Origin of the sequence: Nitrospirillum goiasense (genome assembly GCF_034427435.1) — a bacterium.
Lineage (GTDB): Bacteria > Pseudomonadota > Alphaproteobacteria > Azospirillales > Azospirillaceae > Nitrospirillum.
Genome location: NZ_JAXQNP010000003.1, coordinates 459,456 through 476,662, shown reverse-complemented (window position 1 = coordinate 476,662; position 17,207 = coordinate 459,456). Strand labels below are relative to the sequence as shown.

The window sequence follows — 17,207 nt, the reverse complement described above, 5'->3', positions numbered from 1 at the left end:
GTCCAGACCAGAACCGGCACGGGACACCGGACACCGGCCACGGGAAACGGGGGTGCCTGGTACGGCGGCCGGCATAAAATAAGGCATGGGGGGAGGATGCGTATCATGAGGCGGGCGGGGATGGCGCTGGCGATGGCCTGGCTGCCGACGGTGGCGTGGGCGGCGGGGGAGGTGGATCAACTGCCCACCATCATCATCACGGGGCGCGTGCCGCCCGACGCGGCCACCGAACGCATCTATGGCACCGTGCAACTGGATGGGCCCTGGCTGGACGCGGCGCCGGAAAGGCGACTGGATGAGGCCTTGCGCAGCGTGCCCGGCTTTTCCCTGTTCCGCCGCACCGGCAGCACCAGCGCGCACCCGACCGCCCAGGGAGTGTCATTGCGCGCCCTGGGCCCCAATGGCGCCGGCCGCACCCTGGTGCTGGTCGATGATATCCCGGTCAACGATCCCTTCGGTGGCTGGGTGTATTGGAGCCGCCTGCCCACCGCCGCCATCGCCAGCGTGGCGGTAACGGAGGGCAGCGGCGCCGGTCCCTGGGGCAACCAGGCGCTGGACGGCGTCATCCGCATCACGACCAAGCCGCTGGAGGGGGGCGAGGTTCGCGCCGGCAGCAATGGCCTGGTGGAGGGCACGGCCGGTGCCGCCGCTGGCGGCGTCTCCATCCTGGCGCACGCCAGCCGCAGCGATGGCAGCTATCTGGTGCGCTCCGACCAGCGCGGCCCCATCGACACCCAGGCCGGCTGGGACGACGCCTGGGTGGATGTGAAGGCGCAAGGGGAGGCCGGGCCCCTGGCCTTGGCCGGGACCGTCTCCGCCTTCCATGAGCATCGCGGCAACGGCACGCCCTTCCAGGAGAACGGCACCGATGCGCTGGAGGGCAGCCTGCGCTTCAGCGCCGCCGACGGCCCCCTGGGCCTGCCCTGGCACGGCACGCTGTACCTGCGGCGCTACGTCTTCAAGAATCGCTTCTCCTCCGTCAACGCCAGCCGCACGGCGGAAACGCCGGCCCTGGACCAGTACCGCGTGCCGGCCACAGCCGCCGGCGGGTCCCTGTCCACCACGGTGGAGGAGAGCGGAGGACGCCGCACCGTGCTGGGCGCCGACCTTCGCTGGGCCGAGGGGGCGACGCATGAGCGCTTCCAGCCCGTGGCCGGCGTGTTCCAGCGCGACCGCGATGCCGGCGGCGACCAGGTGGTGGGCGGCGTCTATGCCGAGCAGACCTGGCCGCTGACGGAGACCATCGACCTGCATGGCGGCGTGCGCCTCGATGGCTGGACCACGGGCGACGGCCACCGGGTGGAGCGGTCCTTGGTGCAGACAGGGGGCCAAGCCGGCGCCTTGACCCGGAACGATCATTACGATGACCGGGGCGGCGCCCTGCCCACGGCGCGGCTGGGGGCCGACTGGCGGCCCGAGCTGTTCGGCAAGCCGGGCGACTGGACCCTGCGCGCCGCTGCCTACACCGGCTTCCGCCTGCCCACCATCAATGAGCTGTACCGCCCCTATCGCGTCGGCAACGATATCGTCGAGGCCAACGCACGGCTGAAGCCGGAACGCCTGGTGGGGGCGGAGGCCGGGGTGACCTGGGCACCGGCAAAAGGGCCGACCGTCAGCCTGACCGCCTATCATGATGGCGTGACCGACGCCGTCGACAATGTGCAGATCACCGATCGGCCGGGCACCGTGCCGGGCTTCGGCGTGGTGGTGCCCGTCGGCGGCACCTTCGCCCAGCGCCGCAACCTGGACCGCGTGCGGGCCGAGGGGGTGGAGATGCGGGCGACCTGGGCCCTGGACCCCACGCTGGACGCCGGCCTGGGATATCTGTGGAGCCGATCCACCGTGCTGCGCGCCGATGGCCTGCCGGCCCTGGTGGGCAAGCGGTTGTCGCAGAGTCCGCTGCACACCGGCACGGCGGACCTGACCTGGACGCCGGTGGCGGCCGTCACCACGGCCCTGCGGGTGAAGGCCAGCGGTCAGCAGTATGAGGACGGGCTGAATACGCGCCCGCTGGCGCCCACGGTCACCGTGGACCTGTCGGCGGCCTGGCGGGTGCGGGAGTCTCTGGAGGTGTTCGCCACGGCGGAGAACCTGTTCGACCGCACGGTGGAATCAGGGCGCCGCGTCGATGGCTTGGTGGCGATCGCACCGGGCCGGATCATCTCAGGCGGGGTGCGGGTGAATTGGTAGGCTTGGGCTGAAGGTCTCGTATCCCCGCAGCAGGTATTCAGCGCGGGGCGACGGGGTTTGACGGCTGCGGGTTCACGTAGAACTCGGCCGGGTAGGCGGGCTTATAATAATGGCCGGCCTTGACCAGCGCCCGCTCATGCTCTGATCGCATGTAGCTGACCACGGGCAGGGACCAGGCTATGCCCAACAATAGTACCCACAGGCACAAAGTGACCAGGCGATCTTTATTGAACACGGCGGTCATGATCCCTACTCCTGAACTTCCTCTAACCTCATCCTTTATTGTGGAAGGATTATGGCGGGAAGTAGCGCGTTGCGGCTCATGACGGTATTTTTACGCCCTGGAAGATGAACAGGTCGCTAACGGCGGGGGCTGTGAGGCCAAATTTTTCGCAAGGCGGGATGCTCAAGCCATTCCGTCGGCGCAGACCTCAGCCCTCGACCGGGTCGCCGATGGTGTAGAAGTGGCCGCCGGCCACGTGGTGCAGGCTGCGCCAGGCCGGGTCGGCCGTCTCATACGTCCAATGACCATCCTTGAAGACGCGCGTATCGGCCCAGGCGGCCGTCACCTCACCGATGAACAGGTCGTAGGTTTGCTGGTTGTGGGGTTCGGGAATGACGCGGCAGGACAGCCAGGCGGCGCAGCCGGTGACCAGCGGCGGGACATGGCCATCCATGCGGAACAGCTCCACCCCGTGCCGGGCCAGCTTGTCGGCGTTGTCAGCCAGGCTTTCGCCGCCCACGCCGCGGGTCAGGCGCACCTGGGCCCGTGTCGGCACCTGCAGGGCGAAGGTGCTGCTGCCTTCGATCAGGGCGCGGGTGGCGGTGGCCTTGTCCAGCACCACGGTGATCTTGGGCGGGTCGAAGTCCAACGGGCAGGCCCAGGCGGCGGCCATGACGTCATCCGTCCCGTCATGATGCGCGGAAACCAGCACGGTGGGGCCGTGGTTCAGCAGGCGATAGGCCTTGGCAAGGTCCACGGGCTGGATGAAAGGGCTTTGGGGAAGGATGTCCATGGCGTCCGTCTTGCGGCGAAATAGGGCGAAGGGGGCGGAAGAATAAGGGAAGAAGGAAATATCGGCCCCGTCCCCTACAGTTTCCTGGCTGGCGTCGGGACCCTGCCGTCGCCGGTCGGCGTCACCCTATTAGTGACACGTCGGGATGGGGAAGGGACATGGAACGAAGCCCCGTTCCTGGCAGGATATGGGAAAAGAATCGATAATAGGACACCCTTGTTCGCGGTGGCTTGCGCCGCCGCCGCCCTTGTTCCTCCAGCCGCTCGTCGGGCGGCTGACAGGTGATATCGTCGTGAACACGCCTTCGGCGGCGGCATCCTGCCTGCTGTCCGCCGAAGGCACCTTGATTTTCCTTTCCCCGACAGCGGTGGATGCCGTCGCCTTTCAAAAAATGTCACCGGCACAAGAATTGGATTGGCCCATCCCAGGGGGCGATCTAACGTTGCGGCCCCGCGCCGGTGTCCGTTCCCGGCGCATCGCCCACCGTTGCCGTCGGATCGCCGCCATGTCCCCCATCCTGGGCCTTTACCTCGTCGCCGTCCTCATCTGGGGATCGACCTGGTATGTGATCGAGTTCCAGTTGGGCGCCGTGGACCCGGCGGTGTCGGTGGCCTATCGCTTCGGCCTGGCGGCCGTGCTGCTCATGGGTTGGCTGCTGGCACGGCGGCAGAGGGTCATTCCGCCCCGCCATGCCTGGCGGCAGGTCGCGCTGGTGGGCACCTTCACCTTTTCCACCAACTACCTGCTGGTTTATCTGGCGACGGAGCGGTTGCCATCCGGCCTGGTGGCGGTGGCCGGTTCCGCCCTCAGCCTCATGAACGTGCTGAACGCCCGCATCTTCCTGCGCCAGCCCATCCGCCCCCTGGTGCTGCTGGGCGGGCTGATCGGCATGAGCGGCGTGGTGCTGCTGTTCCTGCCCGAGTTGCAGGTGGATGGGCTGACGGGCAAGTCAGCGGTGGGCCTGGCGCTGGTCATGCTCAGCAACGTCAGCGCCTCCCTGGGCAGCATCTGCGTGCAGCGCGGCGCCCGCATGGGCGTGCCCCTGTTACCGGCCACGGCGTGGAGCATGGCCTTCGGCGCCGTCCTCATGGTGGGCGTGGCGTTGGCCCGGGGTGCCGTCTTCAGCTTTCCGGCCAGCCTCAGCTACACCGTGTCCCTGGGCTATCTCGCCCTGTTCGGCTCGGTCATCGCCTTCCTGGCCTACTTTTCCCTGATCGGCCGCATCGGGGCGGACCGCGCCGGCTACGTCGCCGTGATGATCCCCATCCTGGCGCTGGTCATCTCCACCATCTTCGAAGGCTACCACTGGTCGGCGGCGGCCTTCGTCGGCCTGGCGCTGGCGGTGGCCGGCAACCTGCTGGTTCTGGGCCCCAAGACCTGGCGCAAGCCAGGCGCCGACACCGCGACCGCGGCCGCCCGTTAAGACGCTTTCGCCTCAGCTAAAAACCAACCCGGCCGCCGCGCAGGCGGCCAGGGTGGGCAGCAGGCCCAGGCGGGTATGGCGCAGGGCGATGAAGGCCAGCAGCGCCAGCAGGGCGGCGGGGATGTCCAGGCCGGTGGGCAGGGGCAGGGCCAGGGGGCCCAGGTGAAGCGGCCGGCTGCCGCTGAACAGCACATGGCCGCCGAACCACACCGCCAGGTTCAGGATGACGCCGACCACGGCCGCCGTGATGGCGGCCAGGGCGGCGGTGATGGTGGTGTGGGTCCGCACCCGCTCGACATAGGGACCGCCCAGGAAAATCCACAGGAAGCAGGGCGCGAAGGTCACCCAGCTGGTCAGCAGGGCGCCCAGGAACCCGGCCAGCAGCGGCGACAGCGTTCCCGGAGTGTGGGCGGCGGCCAGGAAGCCGACATGCTGCAGCACCAGCACCAGCGGGCCGGGGGTCGTCTCCGCCAAGCCCAGGCCGTCGATCATCTCCCCCGGTGTCAGCCAGCCGTATCCCGTCACCGCCGCCTGCGCCACGTAGGACAACACCGCATAGGCGCCGCCGAAGGTGACCAGCGCCATGCCGCTGAAGAACAGCGCCAGGTGGGTCCACACGCTGTCGGCGCCGGTGGCCAGGCGCAGGACCGCCAGCGGTCCCAGCCACAGGGGCAGCCACAGGGCCAGGGTGGACAAGGCCCTGCGGCGGCTGGGCTGGGCATGCGCCGGTACGGCGGCGTCCAACTGCCGGTCCAGCAGAGCCCCGCCCGCCGGGGCGGCGGGGGCGGCGGTGGGGGCGAAAGCCGGCCGGGCCGCCATGCCGATCAGGCCGGCCGCCAGGACCACCACGGGGAAGGGCACATGGCCGACCGCCAGCGCCAGGAAGGCGGCCCCCGCCATGGCGAGGCCGTGCCATCCGCGCAAGGCCCTCTTGCCCACGCGCAGCACGGCGTCCAGCACCACCGCCAGGACGGCGGCCTTCAGGCCATGGAACAGGGCGCCCGTGAGCGGCGCCTGGTGGTAAAGGACATACAGCGTGCTCAAGCCCAGCATGATCAGCACGCCGGGCAGGATGAACAGCAGGCCGGCGATCAACCCGCCGCGCCGGCCATGCAGCAGCCAGCCGACATAGGTGGCCAGTTGCTGCGCCTCCGGCCCCGGCAGCAGCATGCAATAGCTGAGCGCGTGCAGGAAGCGCGCCTCCCCGATCCAGCGACGGTTTTCCACCAGCTCGCGATGCATCAGCGCGATCTGCCCGGCGGGGCCGCCGAAGCTCAGCAGGCCGATGCGGGCCCAGACACGGGTGGCCTCGCCCAGGGTGGGGGCGGCCAGGCTGGGGGCATCCAGGCCGGGCGGGTGCACGCTGGGTGGGGACATAGGGGCCGCCGGGCGGGTGGTGGATACGCTACCCGGCGACTAAGCCCCGGCCCCGTTGGGGCGTCAAGGGGCCGGCATCAAGCGGTGGGTGTTCAGAACATGCCGTCGGGGCTGCTGGCCGGCACCGGCTGGCTGACGGACCAATGCTCCACCACCCGGTCGTCCGCCACGCGGAAGATCTCGACCACCGCCTCGCCCCGGTCGCCGGGTACTGGGATGCGGTGGACATGCAGCACCACCAGGTCGCCCTGGGCGACGCTGCGCACCACCTCCGCCTTCGATTCCGGGTGGCGCTGGAAAATCTCGGCGTAGGCGTCCTGCAAGGCGCGACGGCCATCGGCCAGGCCGGGGGTGTGTTGTTTGCAGTCCTGCGCCACGTACCGGTCCGCCGCGGACAGGTCATGCTTGTTGAAGAAGGCGTCGTAGAAGTCCAGGACCGTCCGGCGGTTGGCCTCCCCCTCCGCCATGCTGCCCGGTATGCGGCTGCTGGTGGCGCCGCCCCATTGGTTGCCTGCGGCCGGGCTGGCCGGCGATTGGGGGGACGGGGTGGCGGAGGACAAGGGGACCTCCGCTGATGCCAGGCCGGAACCGGCCAGCGCGGCGCCCAGGACCAGGGCGCGGATGATCAGACGCATCTCTTCCTCATGGGCTGCGCGGCGCGGGAAGGCGGGCACAGGGGCAATCCCGCCCCGTCAGCACCCGTCCCGCGTCGCCTCTACCTGCACCGGCATTGTGGCGACTCTGGGGTGACGGCGGGGAAGGGTTAAGGCCCCGAACGATTATACGGCCCAGGGGCCTGTTTCCGTGCCCCCGGCGCGCGGCGTCGGCGGGGATAAAATATTTGACATACCGTATCCGGAAACAGACGCTGGCGGCAAAATGGGGACGATAGGGGCATGCATATGGGCGCGACCATGAAGCGGGCCGTTTTGGCCTTGGCTCTCAGCCTGGCGGCGGCCTGTCCGCTGGGCCCGTCCGCGCAGGCGAAACCGGCCGCCGCTGCGGCTGCCACCGCCACCGCCGGCGGCGTCGCCTCCGTCATCGCCGATTATGAGGCGCTGGCCCGCCAGACCGACGGCACCGACGGTCCCGGCTGGCCGGACGTCAGCAAGGGCGCCGCCGACCGCCGGGCCCAGGGCTACGCCGCGCTCAAGGCCCGCTTGGACGCTCTTCCCCCGTCCGCCCCCGATGGCGAGGAGGCGCTGACCCGCCGCCTGCTGGACTGGCGCCTGGGCGTGCTGGTGGAGGCGGCCAAGTTTGATGAGGATCGCATCCCCTTCGACAACGGCGACGGCTTCTTCAACGTCGCCAACTACGCCGCCGCCACCACCGTCATCCGGACGGAGGCGGACGCCCAGGCATGGATCGCGCGCCTCAGGGCCTTGCCCGCCTTCTATGACCAGCAGATCGCCAACATGCGCCGCGGGCTGGAGACGGGTTTCATCCAGCCCAAGCCCACCGCCGCCTCCGTCCTCGCCATCCTGAAGATCGCCGCCGACCAGCCGGCGGAGGCCAGCCCCCTGCTGGGGCCCTTGAAGATCCTGCCCGCCACCATCCCGGCCGACCGCCAGGCGGCGCTGCGGGCCGACGCCCTGGCGGCCGTGGCCCAGGCGGTGAAGCCGGCGCAGGCGAAGATGGTGGCCTTCTTCGACCAGGATTATGTGCCCCGTGCGCGCGACACGCTGGGCGCCAGCAGCCTGCCGGGCGGGCGCGACTACTACGCCTTCGCCGTGCGCCGCTCCACCACCACCGACCTGACGCCCGACGCGGTGTTCGCGCTGGGCGAGCGGGAGGTGGCGCGCATCCGGGGGGAGATGGAGACGGCGATGCGGGCCGCCGGCTTCACCGGCACCTTGCCCGAGTTCATCGCCAAGCTGCGCACGGACAAACAGTTCTATGCCCCCGACCTCGCCACCTATGTGGAAAAGGCCAGCGAGATCGGCAAGCGCGTCGACGGCCTGCTGCCCCTGTGGTTCGGCACGCTGCCGCGCCTGACCTGGACCATCCGGCAAAAGCCGCCGGAGCAGGAAGGCTCATCCAGCGGCTATGACCTGGGCGACCCGGTCAAGGGCGTGCCCGGCCGGGTGGTCGTGGGCTCCCGCTCCTTCGAGGATCCGCTGTTCGGCCTGCCCGCCTGGATCCTGCATGAGGGCGTGCCGGGCCACCATCTGCAGATCGCCCTGGGGCAGGAACGCACCGACCTGCCCGCCTTCCGCCGCAAGGACGAACCCACCGCCTTCATCGAGGGCTGGGCGCTATACGCCGAGCAATTGGGCGAGGATATGGGCGTCTACCGCACGGCCTATGAACGCTTTGGCCGCCTGTCCTTCGACATGTGGCGGGCCTGCCGCCTGATGATGGACGTGGGCATCCACTGGAAGGGATGGAGCGCTGAGCAGGCGGCGAGCTGCCTGCGCGACAACACGGCCCTGCCGGAACGCGCCGTGCGGGGCGAGACGCAACGCTACATCGCCTGGCCGGCCCAGGCCCTGGCCTACAAGGTGGGGGAGCTGAAATTCCTGGCGGAACGGCGGCGGGCGGAACAGGCGCTGGGATCGCGCTTCGACATCCGCGCCTTCCACGACGCCCTGCTGGACGACGGCCCCATGCCCATGGACATCCTGCACGACCAGATGGGCCGCTGGCTGGCCCGGCAGGGCGCGCGTCCCTGACTGGGGTCGGGGAGAGGCCGAGCTGGGGCTGAAAAAAGCGGAGAGTGGCGGCTCAATGAGGGCCGCAAGCATCTATGGCTTCACAAGCCGCAGGCGGGGTGGCGAAGGGTAGGTGGAGGCGTCGCTGGAGGTGTTGAAAAAGTCTCTGATGGCGCCGATGTAACGGTTGTCGGCGAAGGCGATGACTGGGCCTTCAAAACAGGGCAGTGCGATCATGAGGCTGGTCACTTCGGTCTCGGCCATACGGATATAGTTGCCGTCCCCGAGGGGGGCGGCCAGTTGAAGGGCGAGCCCCGCTTTCCCGTGGCCTAGGCCGATGACGAGACAGTTCGCCACCACATGGATCATCAACCTGCCGTCTTGCTGGTAGCAGGTAATGTAGGCGACGGAAGCGCCAAAGCATATTGTGTCGTTATCGAGGCAGTACTCCCGAATTCTCATAACGTTCTCCGCAGAAAATATCTGTTGATTTATGAAATTATGTTCCGGAGCCATTTTGGTTCCCCAATCAAAGGAAATGGGATCTGCGGTTTGGCAGGTGGGGCAGTGACTATATTATTGTTGGGCTGTATTATCCCGACCCGGTATATGGTCTACGCCTGCCATTATTAATTGTTGTTTTCTTCGGCATTTTTTAGCGCAAAAATGCACGATGGCCAATATCCCGATTTTTAGGGAGGCCAATCCGACGCCAGGTGCGGAGAAATACCGGTGGGTGGTTCGCCCCTAAATCCGAATGAGGCCGTGCGCGATAGCGATGGATGCGGCTTGGACCTTGTTCCGGGCGCCCAACTTCTTTCGGGCGCTGTCGATATGCTGGTGAACGGTGTGTGACGAGATGTTCAGGCGACCAGCGATTTGCAGGGCCGCCTCACCAAGAGCGGTCCATGTCAGGATTTCAGCCTCGCGAGGGGACAGCGAAAGGGAGGCTCTTGGTTTGCCGACGTCCAACTTGATTATCTGTTCCTGGGCATATGTCGCGATCACCTGCAGTTCGTGCCGATGATGTACGAAAAGGCGGTTGAAACCCTCACCTGTCAGGGAACTGCTGACGGCCAGCACGCTTTTGCCGGGGCCGGGGCCGTGGACCGGCACAATGGCTCCGGATCTCAATCCAGCCTCCGCACCTTCCTCAAGGACGATGCGCTGCCGTTCCGTCAGATGCAGGTGGGTCGCAGGCCCACCCCAGGCAATGGGAACGACTGACGACATCGCCCGGATCATGGCGATGTCGTCGCGGGTATAGCGCTGCTGGATATAATGATCGACCCAAGCTTGGGGATAGTTTCCACACACTAGCTGACCGGTCCAGCCGTTGGGATTCACCAGGACGTCATAGACAAACCATTCGAATCCCATGCGCGCGGTTTCCGCGCCCAGCGCCTCGGCGATCTGCGGAATGGTTTTCGCCGCTGCCAGCGTGTCAAGGGACCGGTCAAGTTGGTTCATGGGGACGCTCGCCCACCACAATGGTTGCCAGCGCGAGTATGGCCTGCGTGGGCCTCTCCGTCCAATCCCCAGCCACGGCAACGGGCGCACGGATGGGCGGCGCCCTGGCACAGAAGTAAAAAGTCGTTGGGGGATGGCGACCCCAGCTGGATTCGAACCAGCGACCTACCGCTTAGAAGGCGGTTGCTCTATCCAACTGAGCTATGGGGCCCCAGGGCGGTCCCGATCCCAGGGCCGGGACGCCCGATATCGACAGGGTATCAGAAACGGCCGACGCGGGGACGGTCGGCGCGGAAGTTGTCCGCGTAATTCTTCGGCCGGACGATGCGGTCGTTGTGGGTGATGACCTCGTAGGTCCAGCCCTTGCGCGTCGCGTAGGCGATGGCCTCCTCCGCGTTGTCGAAGGTCAGCTTCACCTGGTTCAGGGTGTCGCCCGAGCTGGTCCAGCCCATCAGCGGTTCCGGCCGGCGGGGGGTGGCCAGTTCATATTCCAGGATCCACGACTGGGTCTTGGCGCGGCCGGACTGCATGGCCGTCTTGGCCGGCTGATAGATACGAACCTGCATCTCTGGAACGTCCCCGGTTGAACACAACGCTTGGTGCCCGCCGTCCGGCTTGAACGGCCGCCGGGCGGCTTTGGAGCCGGACGTCGCCCGTCGGCGCCGATCCGGGCGATGGTCGGGGCGCCCGGATTCGAACCGGGGGCCTACGGTTCCCAAAACCGTCGCGCTACCAGACTGCGCTACGCCCCGGGACCATCGCGAGCTAGGGTTTACGCGGTTCCCGGGCCCATGGTCAATCAGGAAAGCGGCTTGCCGCCGGCAAGCCTGATGCGCCCCCCACCCCGGTTCCGTCCGGGGGCGGTCCGCCAGGAAATCCCGACCGCCCCTGACCGGGCCGCCCGGCAAATTTGACCGGGCGCCGGGAAAATATGGCCGGCCCATTTGTTTGCGAACTTGTCGGGGTTTTGCCCGTAAACGCCAAAAATCCCTTTATTCACAGATACGTAAACATCTTCCCCGGCTGTTGGCACGGTTTCTGCGGATCGTGAGCCGAACCTAACCGTCCATCAGAGGAGGTTGATGGCGCCCATGACAGCGTAGTGCCCCCGGACTTTCCCGGACGGACCCATTCCCGCCGCGTCGGCGGGGAGGGACCGCCGCCCGGAGACGGGGACTTAGGCCCCCCCGGCATCGGGCGGGTGGCGCTTTCGGTGACATGGGACCAGCAGCTTGCTCTCGCCAGAAGGATCAGACCGGCCCAAACGGCCGCCCTCCGGCAGCTCAAAAGGAGATGAATGATGTCCTCTCAAGTCGCGCTTTCTTCGGCAATGCGTTCGAACCTGCTGTTGCTGCAGAACACCAACAGCTCGATCGATAAGCTCCAGGCTCAACTGTCCACGGGCAACAAGATCAACAGCGCGCTGGACGGCCCCACGTCCTTCTTCGCCGCGCAGGGTCTGAACCAGCGTGCCAGCGACCTGTCCACCCTGAAGGATGCGATGGGCCAGGCCATCAGCACCATCAAGGCGGGCAACCAGGGCGTCACCTCCATCCAGAAGCTGATCGACCAGGCCAAGGGCCTGACGACCTCGGCCTACTCCAACCTGGGCAACGATCCGGGCGCCATCGCCACCCGCAAGTCGCTGGCCGACCAGTTCAACGCCATCAAGGACCAGATCGACAAGCTGGCGGCCGACAGCGGCTATGGTGGCAAGAATCTGCTGGCCGGCAGTGGCCAGACCTTCGACGCCACCTCCGTGTCGCGGGCGACCATCAATTCCATCACCGGCCTGTCCAACAGCCGCGTCACCAACGTGACCACGTCGGATACCTATTCCATCCGCGTGTCCGGCACGGGTGATATCTCCGGCAACGCCGGCGACATCGCCGCGACCGAAACCGCCCGTGGCCTGTTCGGCTTGAAAGTTTCCGGCAAGCTCAGCGCGACCGCCGGCAACTTCTCCGACGTGTCGATCGAAATGCGCGGCGCCGTGGGCCAGACCCGCACGGCCGTGATCACGGAAGGCACCGAATCCCGGTCCATCACCTTCTTCGACAACACCCAGGCCGTCTCCAACTCGCTGACCACCGTCGGTGTGTCCGGCACGAAGCAGTTGTCGACCGTCAGCATCACGGGCAACGTCGATCAGGGCGACACCTTCACCGCCACCGTCAACGGCACGTCCTTCAGCTACACGGCGTCGGCGGGTGACGTGGCGGCGCCGGACGCGGCCACTCGTCAGGCGAACATCGCCGCTGGCTTGGCCGCCAAGGTCTCGTCCGCGACTGTCGCCGGTGGCTCGCTGTCCACCTTTACGGTGACTCCGAACGCTGGCAGCAACACCTTCACGATCCAGGCCCCTGGCCTCACGGGCACGGCCAACACCTTCACCCTGGGCACCTCGGCGTCCAACGCCCTGACGAAGAATATTTCCGTGTCCTTCTCGTCGGGCACGGTGGTGTCGTTCACGGTGGACCGGACCACCCTTGAGGCGCTGGGCACGTCGGGCAATGGCACCTCGACCGTTGAAAAGGACGTGGATGTCGCCGTCACCGCGACGGACCTGAACGGCGTGTCCATCACCCGGTCGGGCAACAACGATCGTGGCAGCGGCAAGCTGGCGGACGGCGAAAACGCCATGTCCTTCACCACGGGCACGGTGCGCATCAACGTCGACTCGACCAAGATCATGCAGGCGGCGTCGGTCAGCGCCTTCGCCAACCTGACGACGACGCAGCAGACGCCGGCGAACACGCAGAACGACCTGTCGGTGCAGTTCAACGAAACCAACACCAACTCGCTGACGGTGAAGTCCACCAACGTCACCACCGACGGCCAGGGCCTGCGTCTGGACTATGCCCAGAACGACTTCCTGGACCGCTCGGACATCGACGCCGCGGTGGCCCAGCTGACCTACGCCACGAACCAGCTGCGGTCGGCCGGTCAGACGCTCAGCACCAACCTCAACGTCATCCAGACCCGTTCCGACTTCACCGACGCCTTCAACAACGTCCTATCGGATGGCGCCGACAGCCTGGTCCAGGTCGACCAGAACCAGGCCGGTGCGGAATTGCTGACCTTGCAGACCCGTCAGCAGCTGGGTGTCACCACCCTGTCGCTGGCCAACCAGAGCCAGCAGGCCATCCTGAAGCTGTTCTAAGGGGTGATGGCGGGATGGGGCGCCGTCCCCATCCCGGCCAAGCCCAATTTGGCCGGCTCCCATTTGGGCTGGCCTCATTGGGGTTGGCGAGCACGACGAAAAAAGGGCGGATCCGCAAGGGACCGCCCTTTTTTCATTTCAGTACGTGTCAGAAAACCAGGGTCATTCCGTTCCCAAAACAACCAGGCGGGCGGGCTTACGGAAATTCATGGTGATCATCAGGGTGGCCCGACCCTTGATGACATACAGCGCCTTGTCGGACACGACGGGCAGGGGAACGTTGCGCGACATGCAATAGCCCACCAGGGCCGCCTGTAGTTCCTGCTCGGGGATGGCGACATCGTTGGCCGCCCCTTCCAGGGTGACGGACAGGCGGGCCGTGACGCCGCGGTTGATGGTGTATTCCAGGGCGCTGACCTCGCCCTCGGGGAAGGCCTCGTTCAGCTTGCGCCGCCGTTCGGTGATGGCGCTCACCACTTCGCGGTCGGTAAAGACGATGCAGCGGAGTTCCTTCATGCGCTCGCGTTCCGACAGGCCAGGGACGTCGAACCTTACGCCAGCTTCCGGCACCGCCGCCAGTTGCAAATGGGATATGGCATCCCCTCCCGGGGCGCCTCCAAGGCCCGCTCCGTCTCCCGCGCGGGGCTGCGGCAAATACGCCGATGCTTGCGAATGTGGGAATTTTTTTCGCCAACCCGCGCCGGGATTCGATCGCCACCGCGTGTAACCGGGGCCGTAGGGACCGTGATCAGGTCCCGCACCACCACCGTAACCCCAGCCGACCCCTCTCCGCTCGTGTCCCCTAAGGCCGGCTCCGCACTTCTTAATTCGTCTGAACAGGCAGGATTTCTCAGCAAATGAAGCGTCTTCTCGCGCCGGTGGCCGCCGCGCCCCTGTGCCTCGCCGCCCTGACCGATCTCCACGCGGCGACGACGATCTCCGACACCCGGTCCAGCGGGGTGGCGACGTCCACAGCCGGCGACCTCACCATCACCGGCACGGTCAGCCCCTCCAGCGGGGCGGCGGTGACGCTTGACAGCAGCAACGCCGTCAGCAGCTCGGGCACGATTTCCATCACCGGCAGCGATGACACGACCGGCGTCCTGGTGAAGGGGGGCAACACCGGCAGTGTCAGCCTCAGCGGCACCCTGACCCTGACCGATAGCAGCGTCAGTTCCACCATTCCGCTGACCTCGGCCGAGCGGCGCAATGGCATCTGGGTCACGGGCACGGGGGTGTTCACGGGCGACATCAACACCTCGGCCACCCTGACGGTGCGGGGTAACGATAGCGCCGGCATCCGGGTCGCGACCGAGATGGACGGCAGCCTGACCATGAGCGGCACGGTCTCGGTGACCGGCAACAACTCCTACGGCATCCAGACCACGGCGATCACCGCCGGCACCATCCTGATTTCCGGTACCGTCAGCGCACTTGGCACTGGTTCGGTTGGCGTCGCGCTGGACGGTGTGACCGAAGGGACGGTGCAGGTTTCGGGCGCCGTCAGCTCCACCGGCTATCTGTCGACCACCCGCCCGACCACCACCGCCGGTTTCGCGGCGCTGACCGCCAATGACGAACTGCAGGGCGGCGCCGCCTTCCGCATTTCCGCGACCACGACGGGCGGCCTCAACCTGCTGTCGACGGGGTCCATCACCTCCAACGGCTCCGCCCCCGCGCTGCTGATCGGCGATGCCGGAAATACGGTCGAGTTGGGCGCCGTGCCGGGCAGCCCCTATGGCCTGGTGCTGGCGGGTGCCGTCGTGGCCAACGGCGTCTATGACGGCTTCAGCACCACCGGCGTGCAGATCGGGGGCCTGGGCAGCCCGGTCCTGGTCGATGGCGGCATCGATGTGGCCGGCAGCCTGACGACCCTGTCCTACAAGGCGGACTCCACCGGCATCCAGGTCGGTTCGGGCACCACCTCGCCCAACATCACCGTGTCCGGTTCCATCAGCACCACCGTTTCCTCGCAGTCCTCGCAGGCGACGGCCATTTCCATCGCCAGTGGCGCGTCCATCAGCAACTTGGTCATCAGCGGCAGCGTCGCGGCCTATGCCACGGGCTTCGCCGGCGCCACGACCCCGGTCGCCAGCAACGCCGTCGCGATCTACGACGCGTCCGGCACCGTCACGCAGATCACCAACACCGGCACCATCCTGGCCAAGGTGTCGGAATCGACCGACAACACCGGCACCACCGGCACGGCCACGGCCTTGGACCTGCGCGCCAACACCAGCGGCGTCACCATCGACAGCTCCGGCACCATCACCGGCGACGTCCTGCTGGGGTCCGGCGACGCCACCGTCAACCTGACCGGCGGCACCGTCACCGGCGCGCTGTCCTTCGGCAGCGGCACCAACACCCTGACCATCGATGGCGGCGCCGTCTACTCCGGCGCCTTGACCAGCGATGGCACCCTGGCCGCCACGGTGAACAACGGCAAACTGCGCGACACCAGCACCAGCACCATCAACATGCGGTCGCTGACCGTGGGCTCCAGCGGCGAGATCGACTTCACCGCCGACCCGGTCAACAACACCAACACCTTGTTCAACGTTTCCGGCGCCGCGTCGCTGGCCTCGGGCACCAAGATCGGCCTGATCTTCAAGAGCAAGGTCACCGACAGCAACAGCTTCACGGTCATCAAGGCCAGCAGCCTGAGTGTGGGAACCACCGACCAGTCGCTGCTGGGTGACGTGTCCTACTGGTACAAGGCCAACATCGCCGCCGACACCACGGCCGGCACGGTGACGGTGAACGTGGCGCGTCGCACCGCGGCCGAGGCGGGCATCACCGTCGGCGCCAGCGCCTTCAACGCCGTCTACGGCGCCTTTGACAAGGACACGCAGATGGGCGAGGCGTTCTTCAACGCCACCAGCGCCAGCACCTTCGGCAGCCTCTATGAGAAGATGCTGCCGGATTATAACGGTGGCCCGTTCCAGTTGCTGAACCGCGGCATGATGGCGCTGGCCCGTACCGAGGCCGACACCAGCGTGGCCATGGTGGATGAGAAGCGCGGCGCCTGGGTGCAGGAACTGGGCTTCGCCGTGTCGCAGAACCGCGACCAGGGCCCGGGCTACAACGGCAATGGCGTGGCCCTGATGGGCGGCTATGAGAAGTCCGTCGAGAATGTCGGCGTCGTCGGCCTGTCCAGCGCTTACATGATCACGGCGGTCAACGACCCCGATGCCTCCAGCGGCAACCAGGTGAAGGGCCAGGTCTTCACCGGCGGCGCCTACTGGCGCGACCGCTACGGCGGGCTGATGGCCAACGCCAGCGTGAACGCCGGTTATATCCGCTTCTCCAGCACGCGCGTCTTCACCGGCACGGACGACAACAGCGCCTCGTTCGAGCGTGACGCCAGCGCGCACTGGACCGGTTACATGGGCGATGCCCATGTCGGCCTGGGGTATGAGCAGTCACTGGGCTTCATGTTCGTCCGGCCCACGGCCTCGCTGGACTATTTCGTCCTGTCCGATGGCGCCCACCAGGAAAGCGGCGGGACCGACGCCTTCAACCTGAATATCGCGGAGCGCACGGGCCAGCAGGGCAACGCCGAGGCGGCGCTGACCTTCGGCACCCAGCTTGGCGGCGATTTCCAATGGAGGCCGGCGCTGACCGTGGGCTGGAAGCAGGTGTTCGGCGACGGTCCGGGCGACACCACCGCCAGCTTCGCCGGCGGCTCCAGCTTCACCCTGGTGCCCCAGTCCATGGTCGGGGGCGGCCCCATCGCCCGGTTGACCGTGCAGGGCGGCAACCGCTACTCCGACATCGCCTTGGAACTGGGGGGCGAAAGCCGCCATGGCTACATCGGGTACGATGCCCGGTTCGTGAGCAAGTTCCGCTTCTGAACCGTCCGGTCCGTTCCGCGCTCAAGAGGGCCGCTCCGCTTGGGGCGGCCCTCATTATTTACG

The 17,207-nt window shown here is 67.2% G+C and carries 13 protein-coding genes and 2 tRNA genes; 5 read left to right on the top strand and 10 right to left on the bottom strand.

The genetic code is table 11. The annotated features are described in order from the left end of the window. The first annotated feature begins 105 nt into the window (after positions 1-105). On the top strand, positions 106-2,190 hold the full coding sequence (locus tag ULB03_RS16490; RefSeq protein WP_322484221.1) for a TonB-dependent receptor plug domain-containing protein: 2,085 nt from the start codon (positions 106-108) through the stop codon (positions 2,188-2,190). Positions 2,191-2,227: 37 nt separating this feature from the next. On the opposite strand, the gene ULB03_RS16485 is transcribed toward ULB03_RS16490, so the two are convergent. Continuing rightward, positions 2,228-2,434 carry a hypothetical protein gene (locus ULB03_RS16485; protein ID WP_322484220.1) on the bottom strand — a complete coding sequence of 69 codons (207 nt, stop codon included), beginning with the start codon at positions 2,432-2,434 and terminating at the stop codon, positions 2,228-2,230. 187 nt (positions 2,435-2,621) lie between these two features. Next, a complete protein-coding gene (locus ULB03_RS16480) occupies positions 2,622-3,206 on the bottom strand; it encodes a flavin reductase family protein (RefSeq protein WP_322484219.1) in 585 nt (194 codons plus the stop codon). A 505-nt stretch (positions 3,207-3,711) separates the two neighbouring features. Between ULB03_RS16480 and ULB03_RS16475 the strand changes: the two genes are divergently transcribed. Then, a complete protein-coding gene (locus ULB03_RS16475) occupies positions 3,712-4,629 on the top strand; it encodes a DMT family transporter (RefSeq protein ID WP_322484218.1) in 918 nt (305 codons plus the stop codon). Positions 4,630-4,641: 12 nt separating this feature from the next. Here ULB03_RS16475 and chrA read toward each other — a convergent pair whose 3' ends face one another. Together chrA and ULB03_RS16465 are read right to left on the bottom strand one after the other, a co-directional pair. Next, positions 4,642-6,006, bottom strand: coding sequence for a chromate efflux transporter (gene chrA, locus ULB03_RS16470; protein WP_322484217.1), 1,365 nt, complete (start codon positions 6,004-6,006; stop codon positions 4,642-4,644). A gap of 92 nt (positions 6,007-6,098) precedes the next feature. Beyond that, a complete protein-coding gene (locus tag ULB03_RS16465; protein ID WP_322484216.1) occupies positions 6,099-6,641 on the bottom strand; it encodes a nuclear transport factor 2 family protein in 543 nt (180 codons plus the stop codon). A 279-nt stretch (positions 6,642-6,920) separates the two neighbouring features. On the opposite strand from ULB03_RS16465, the gene ULB03_RS16460 reads away from it, so the two are divergent. After that, on the top strand, positions 6,921-8,678 hold the full coding sequence (locus tag ULB03_RS16460) for a DUF885 domain-containing protein (protein ID WP_322484215.1): 1,758 nt from the start codon (positions 6,921-6,923) through the stop codon (positions 8,676-8,678). Positions 8,679-8,750: 72 nt separating this feature from the next. On the opposite strand, the gene ULB03_RS16455 is transcribed toward ULB03_RS16460, so the two are convergent. From ULB03_RS16455 to ULB03_RS16435, 5 genes are all read right to left on the bottom strand, one after another. Further along, positions 8,751-9,173, bottom strand: a complete 423-nt coding sequence (locus ULB03_RS16455) for a hypothetical protein (protein ID WP_322484214.1) — start codon at positions 9,171-9,173, stop codon at positions 8,751-8,753. A gap of 231 nt (positions 9,174-9,404) precedes the next feature. Then, positions 9,405-10,127 (bottom strand): helix-turn-helix transcriptional regulator, encoded by a 723-nt coding sequence (locus ULB03_RS16450; RefSeq protein ID WP_322484213.1) that lies wholly within the window; start codon positions 10,125-10,127, stop codon positions 9,405-9,407. A 134-nt stretch (positions 10,128-10,261) separates the two neighbouring features. After that, a tRNA-Arg gene (locus tag ULB03_RS16445) sits at positions 10,262-10,338 on the bottom strand. 49 nt (positions 10,339-10,387) lie between these two features. After that, positions 10,388-10,693 (bottom strand): ETC complex I subunit, encoded by a 306-nt coding sequence (locus ULB03_RS16440; RefSeq protein WP_322484212.1) that lies wholly within the window; start codon positions 10,691-10,693, stop codon positions 10,388-10,390. Between the two features lie 109 nt (positions 10,694-10,802). Beyond that, positions 10,803-10,879: transfer RNA gene (locus ULB03_RS16435), tRNA-Pro, on the bottom strand. A gap of 548 nt (positions 10,880-11,427) precedes the next feature. On the opposite strand from ULB03_RS16435, the gene ULB03_RS16430 reads away from it, so the two are divergent. Next, the gene (locus tag ULB03_RS16430; protein ID WP_322485215.1) at positions 11,428-13,290 is read left to right on the top strand and encodes a flagellin N-terminal helical domain-containing protein; all 1,863 of its coding nucleotides are present in this window, start codon (positions 11,428-11,430) and stop codon (positions 13,288-13,290) included. Positions 13,291-13,452: 162 nt separating this feature from the next. Here the strand turns inward: ULB03_RS16430 and ULB03_RS16425 are convergent, their stop codons facing one another. Then, positions 13,453-13,806, bottom strand: coding sequence for a hypothetical protein (locus ULB03_RS16425; RefSeq protein ID WP_322484211.1), 354 nt, complete (start codon positions 13,804-13,806; stop codon positions 13,453-13,455). Between the two features lie 341 nt (positions 13,807-14,147). On the opposite strand from ULB03_RS16425, the gene ULB03_RS16420 reads away from it, so the two are divergent. Beyond that, positions 14,148-17,144, top strand: coding sequence for an autotransporter outer membrane beta-barrel domain-containing protein (locus tag ULB03_RS16420; protein ID WP_322484210.1), 2,997 nt, complete (start codon positions 14,148-14,150; stop codon positions 17,142-17,144). Positions 17,145-17,207: the final 63 nt, after the last annotated feature.

What these genes read in the sequence shown, in the direction of transcription:
- ULB03_RS16490 (WP_322484221.1), top strand. Translation starts at nt 106, where the DNA reads ATGAGGCGGGCGGGGATGGCGCTGGCGATGGCCTGGCTGCCGACGGTG.
- ULB03_RS16460 (WP_322484215.1), top strand. Translation starts at nt 6,921, where the DNA reads ATGAAGCGGGCCGTTTTGGCCTTGGCTCTCAGCCTGGCGGCGGCCTGT.
- ULB03_RS16465 (WP_322484216.1), bottom strand. Translation starts at nt 6,641, where the DNA reads ATGCGTCTGATCATCCGCGCCCTGGTCCTGGGCGCCGCGCTGGCCGGT.
- ULB03_RS16450 (WP_322484213.1), bottom strand. Translation starts at nt 10,127, where the DNA reads ATGAACCAACTTGACCGGTCCCTTGACACGCTGGCAGCGGCGAAAACC.
- ULB03_RS16440 (WP_322484212.1), bottom strand. Translation starts at nt 10,693, where the DNA reads ATGCAGGTTCGTATCTATCAGCCGGCCAAGACGGCCATGCAGTCCGGC.
- ULB03_RS16485 (WP_322484220.1), bottom strand. Translation starts at nt 2,434, where the DNA reads ATGACCGCCGTGTTCAATAAAGATCGCCTGGTCACTTTGTGCCTGTGG.
- ULB03_RS16475 (WP_322484218.1), top strand. Translation starts at nt 3,712, where the DNA reads ATGTCCCCCATCCTGGGCCTTTACCTCGTCGCCGTCCTCATCTGGGGA.
- chrA (WP_322484217.1), bottom strand. Translation starts at nt 6,006, where the DNA reads ATGTCCCCACCCAGCGTGCACCCGCCCGGCCTGGATGCCCCCAGCCTG.
- ULB03_RS16425 (WP_322484211.1), bottom strand. Translation starts at nt 13,806, where the DNA reads ATGAAGGAACTCCGCTGCATCGTCTTTACCGACCGCGAAGTGGTGAGC.
- ULB03_RS16455 (WP_322484214.1), bottom strand. Translation starts at nt 9,173, where the DNA reads ATGGCTCCGGAACATAATTTCATAAATCAACAGATATTTTCTGCGGAG.
- ULB03_RS16430 (WP_322485215.1), top strand. Translation starts at nt 11,428, where the DNA reads ATGTCCTCTCAAGTCGCGCTTTCTTCGGCAATGCGTTCGAACCTGCTG.
- ULB03_RS16420 (WP_322484210.1), top strand. Translation starts at nt 14,148, where the DNA reads ATGAAGCGTCTTCTCGCGCCGGTGGCCGCCGCGCCCCTGTGCCTCGCC.
- ULB03_RS16480 (WP_322484219.1), bottom strand. Translation starts at nt 3,206, where the DNA reads ATGGACATCCTTCCCCAAAGCCCTTTCATCCAGCCCGTGGACCTTGCC.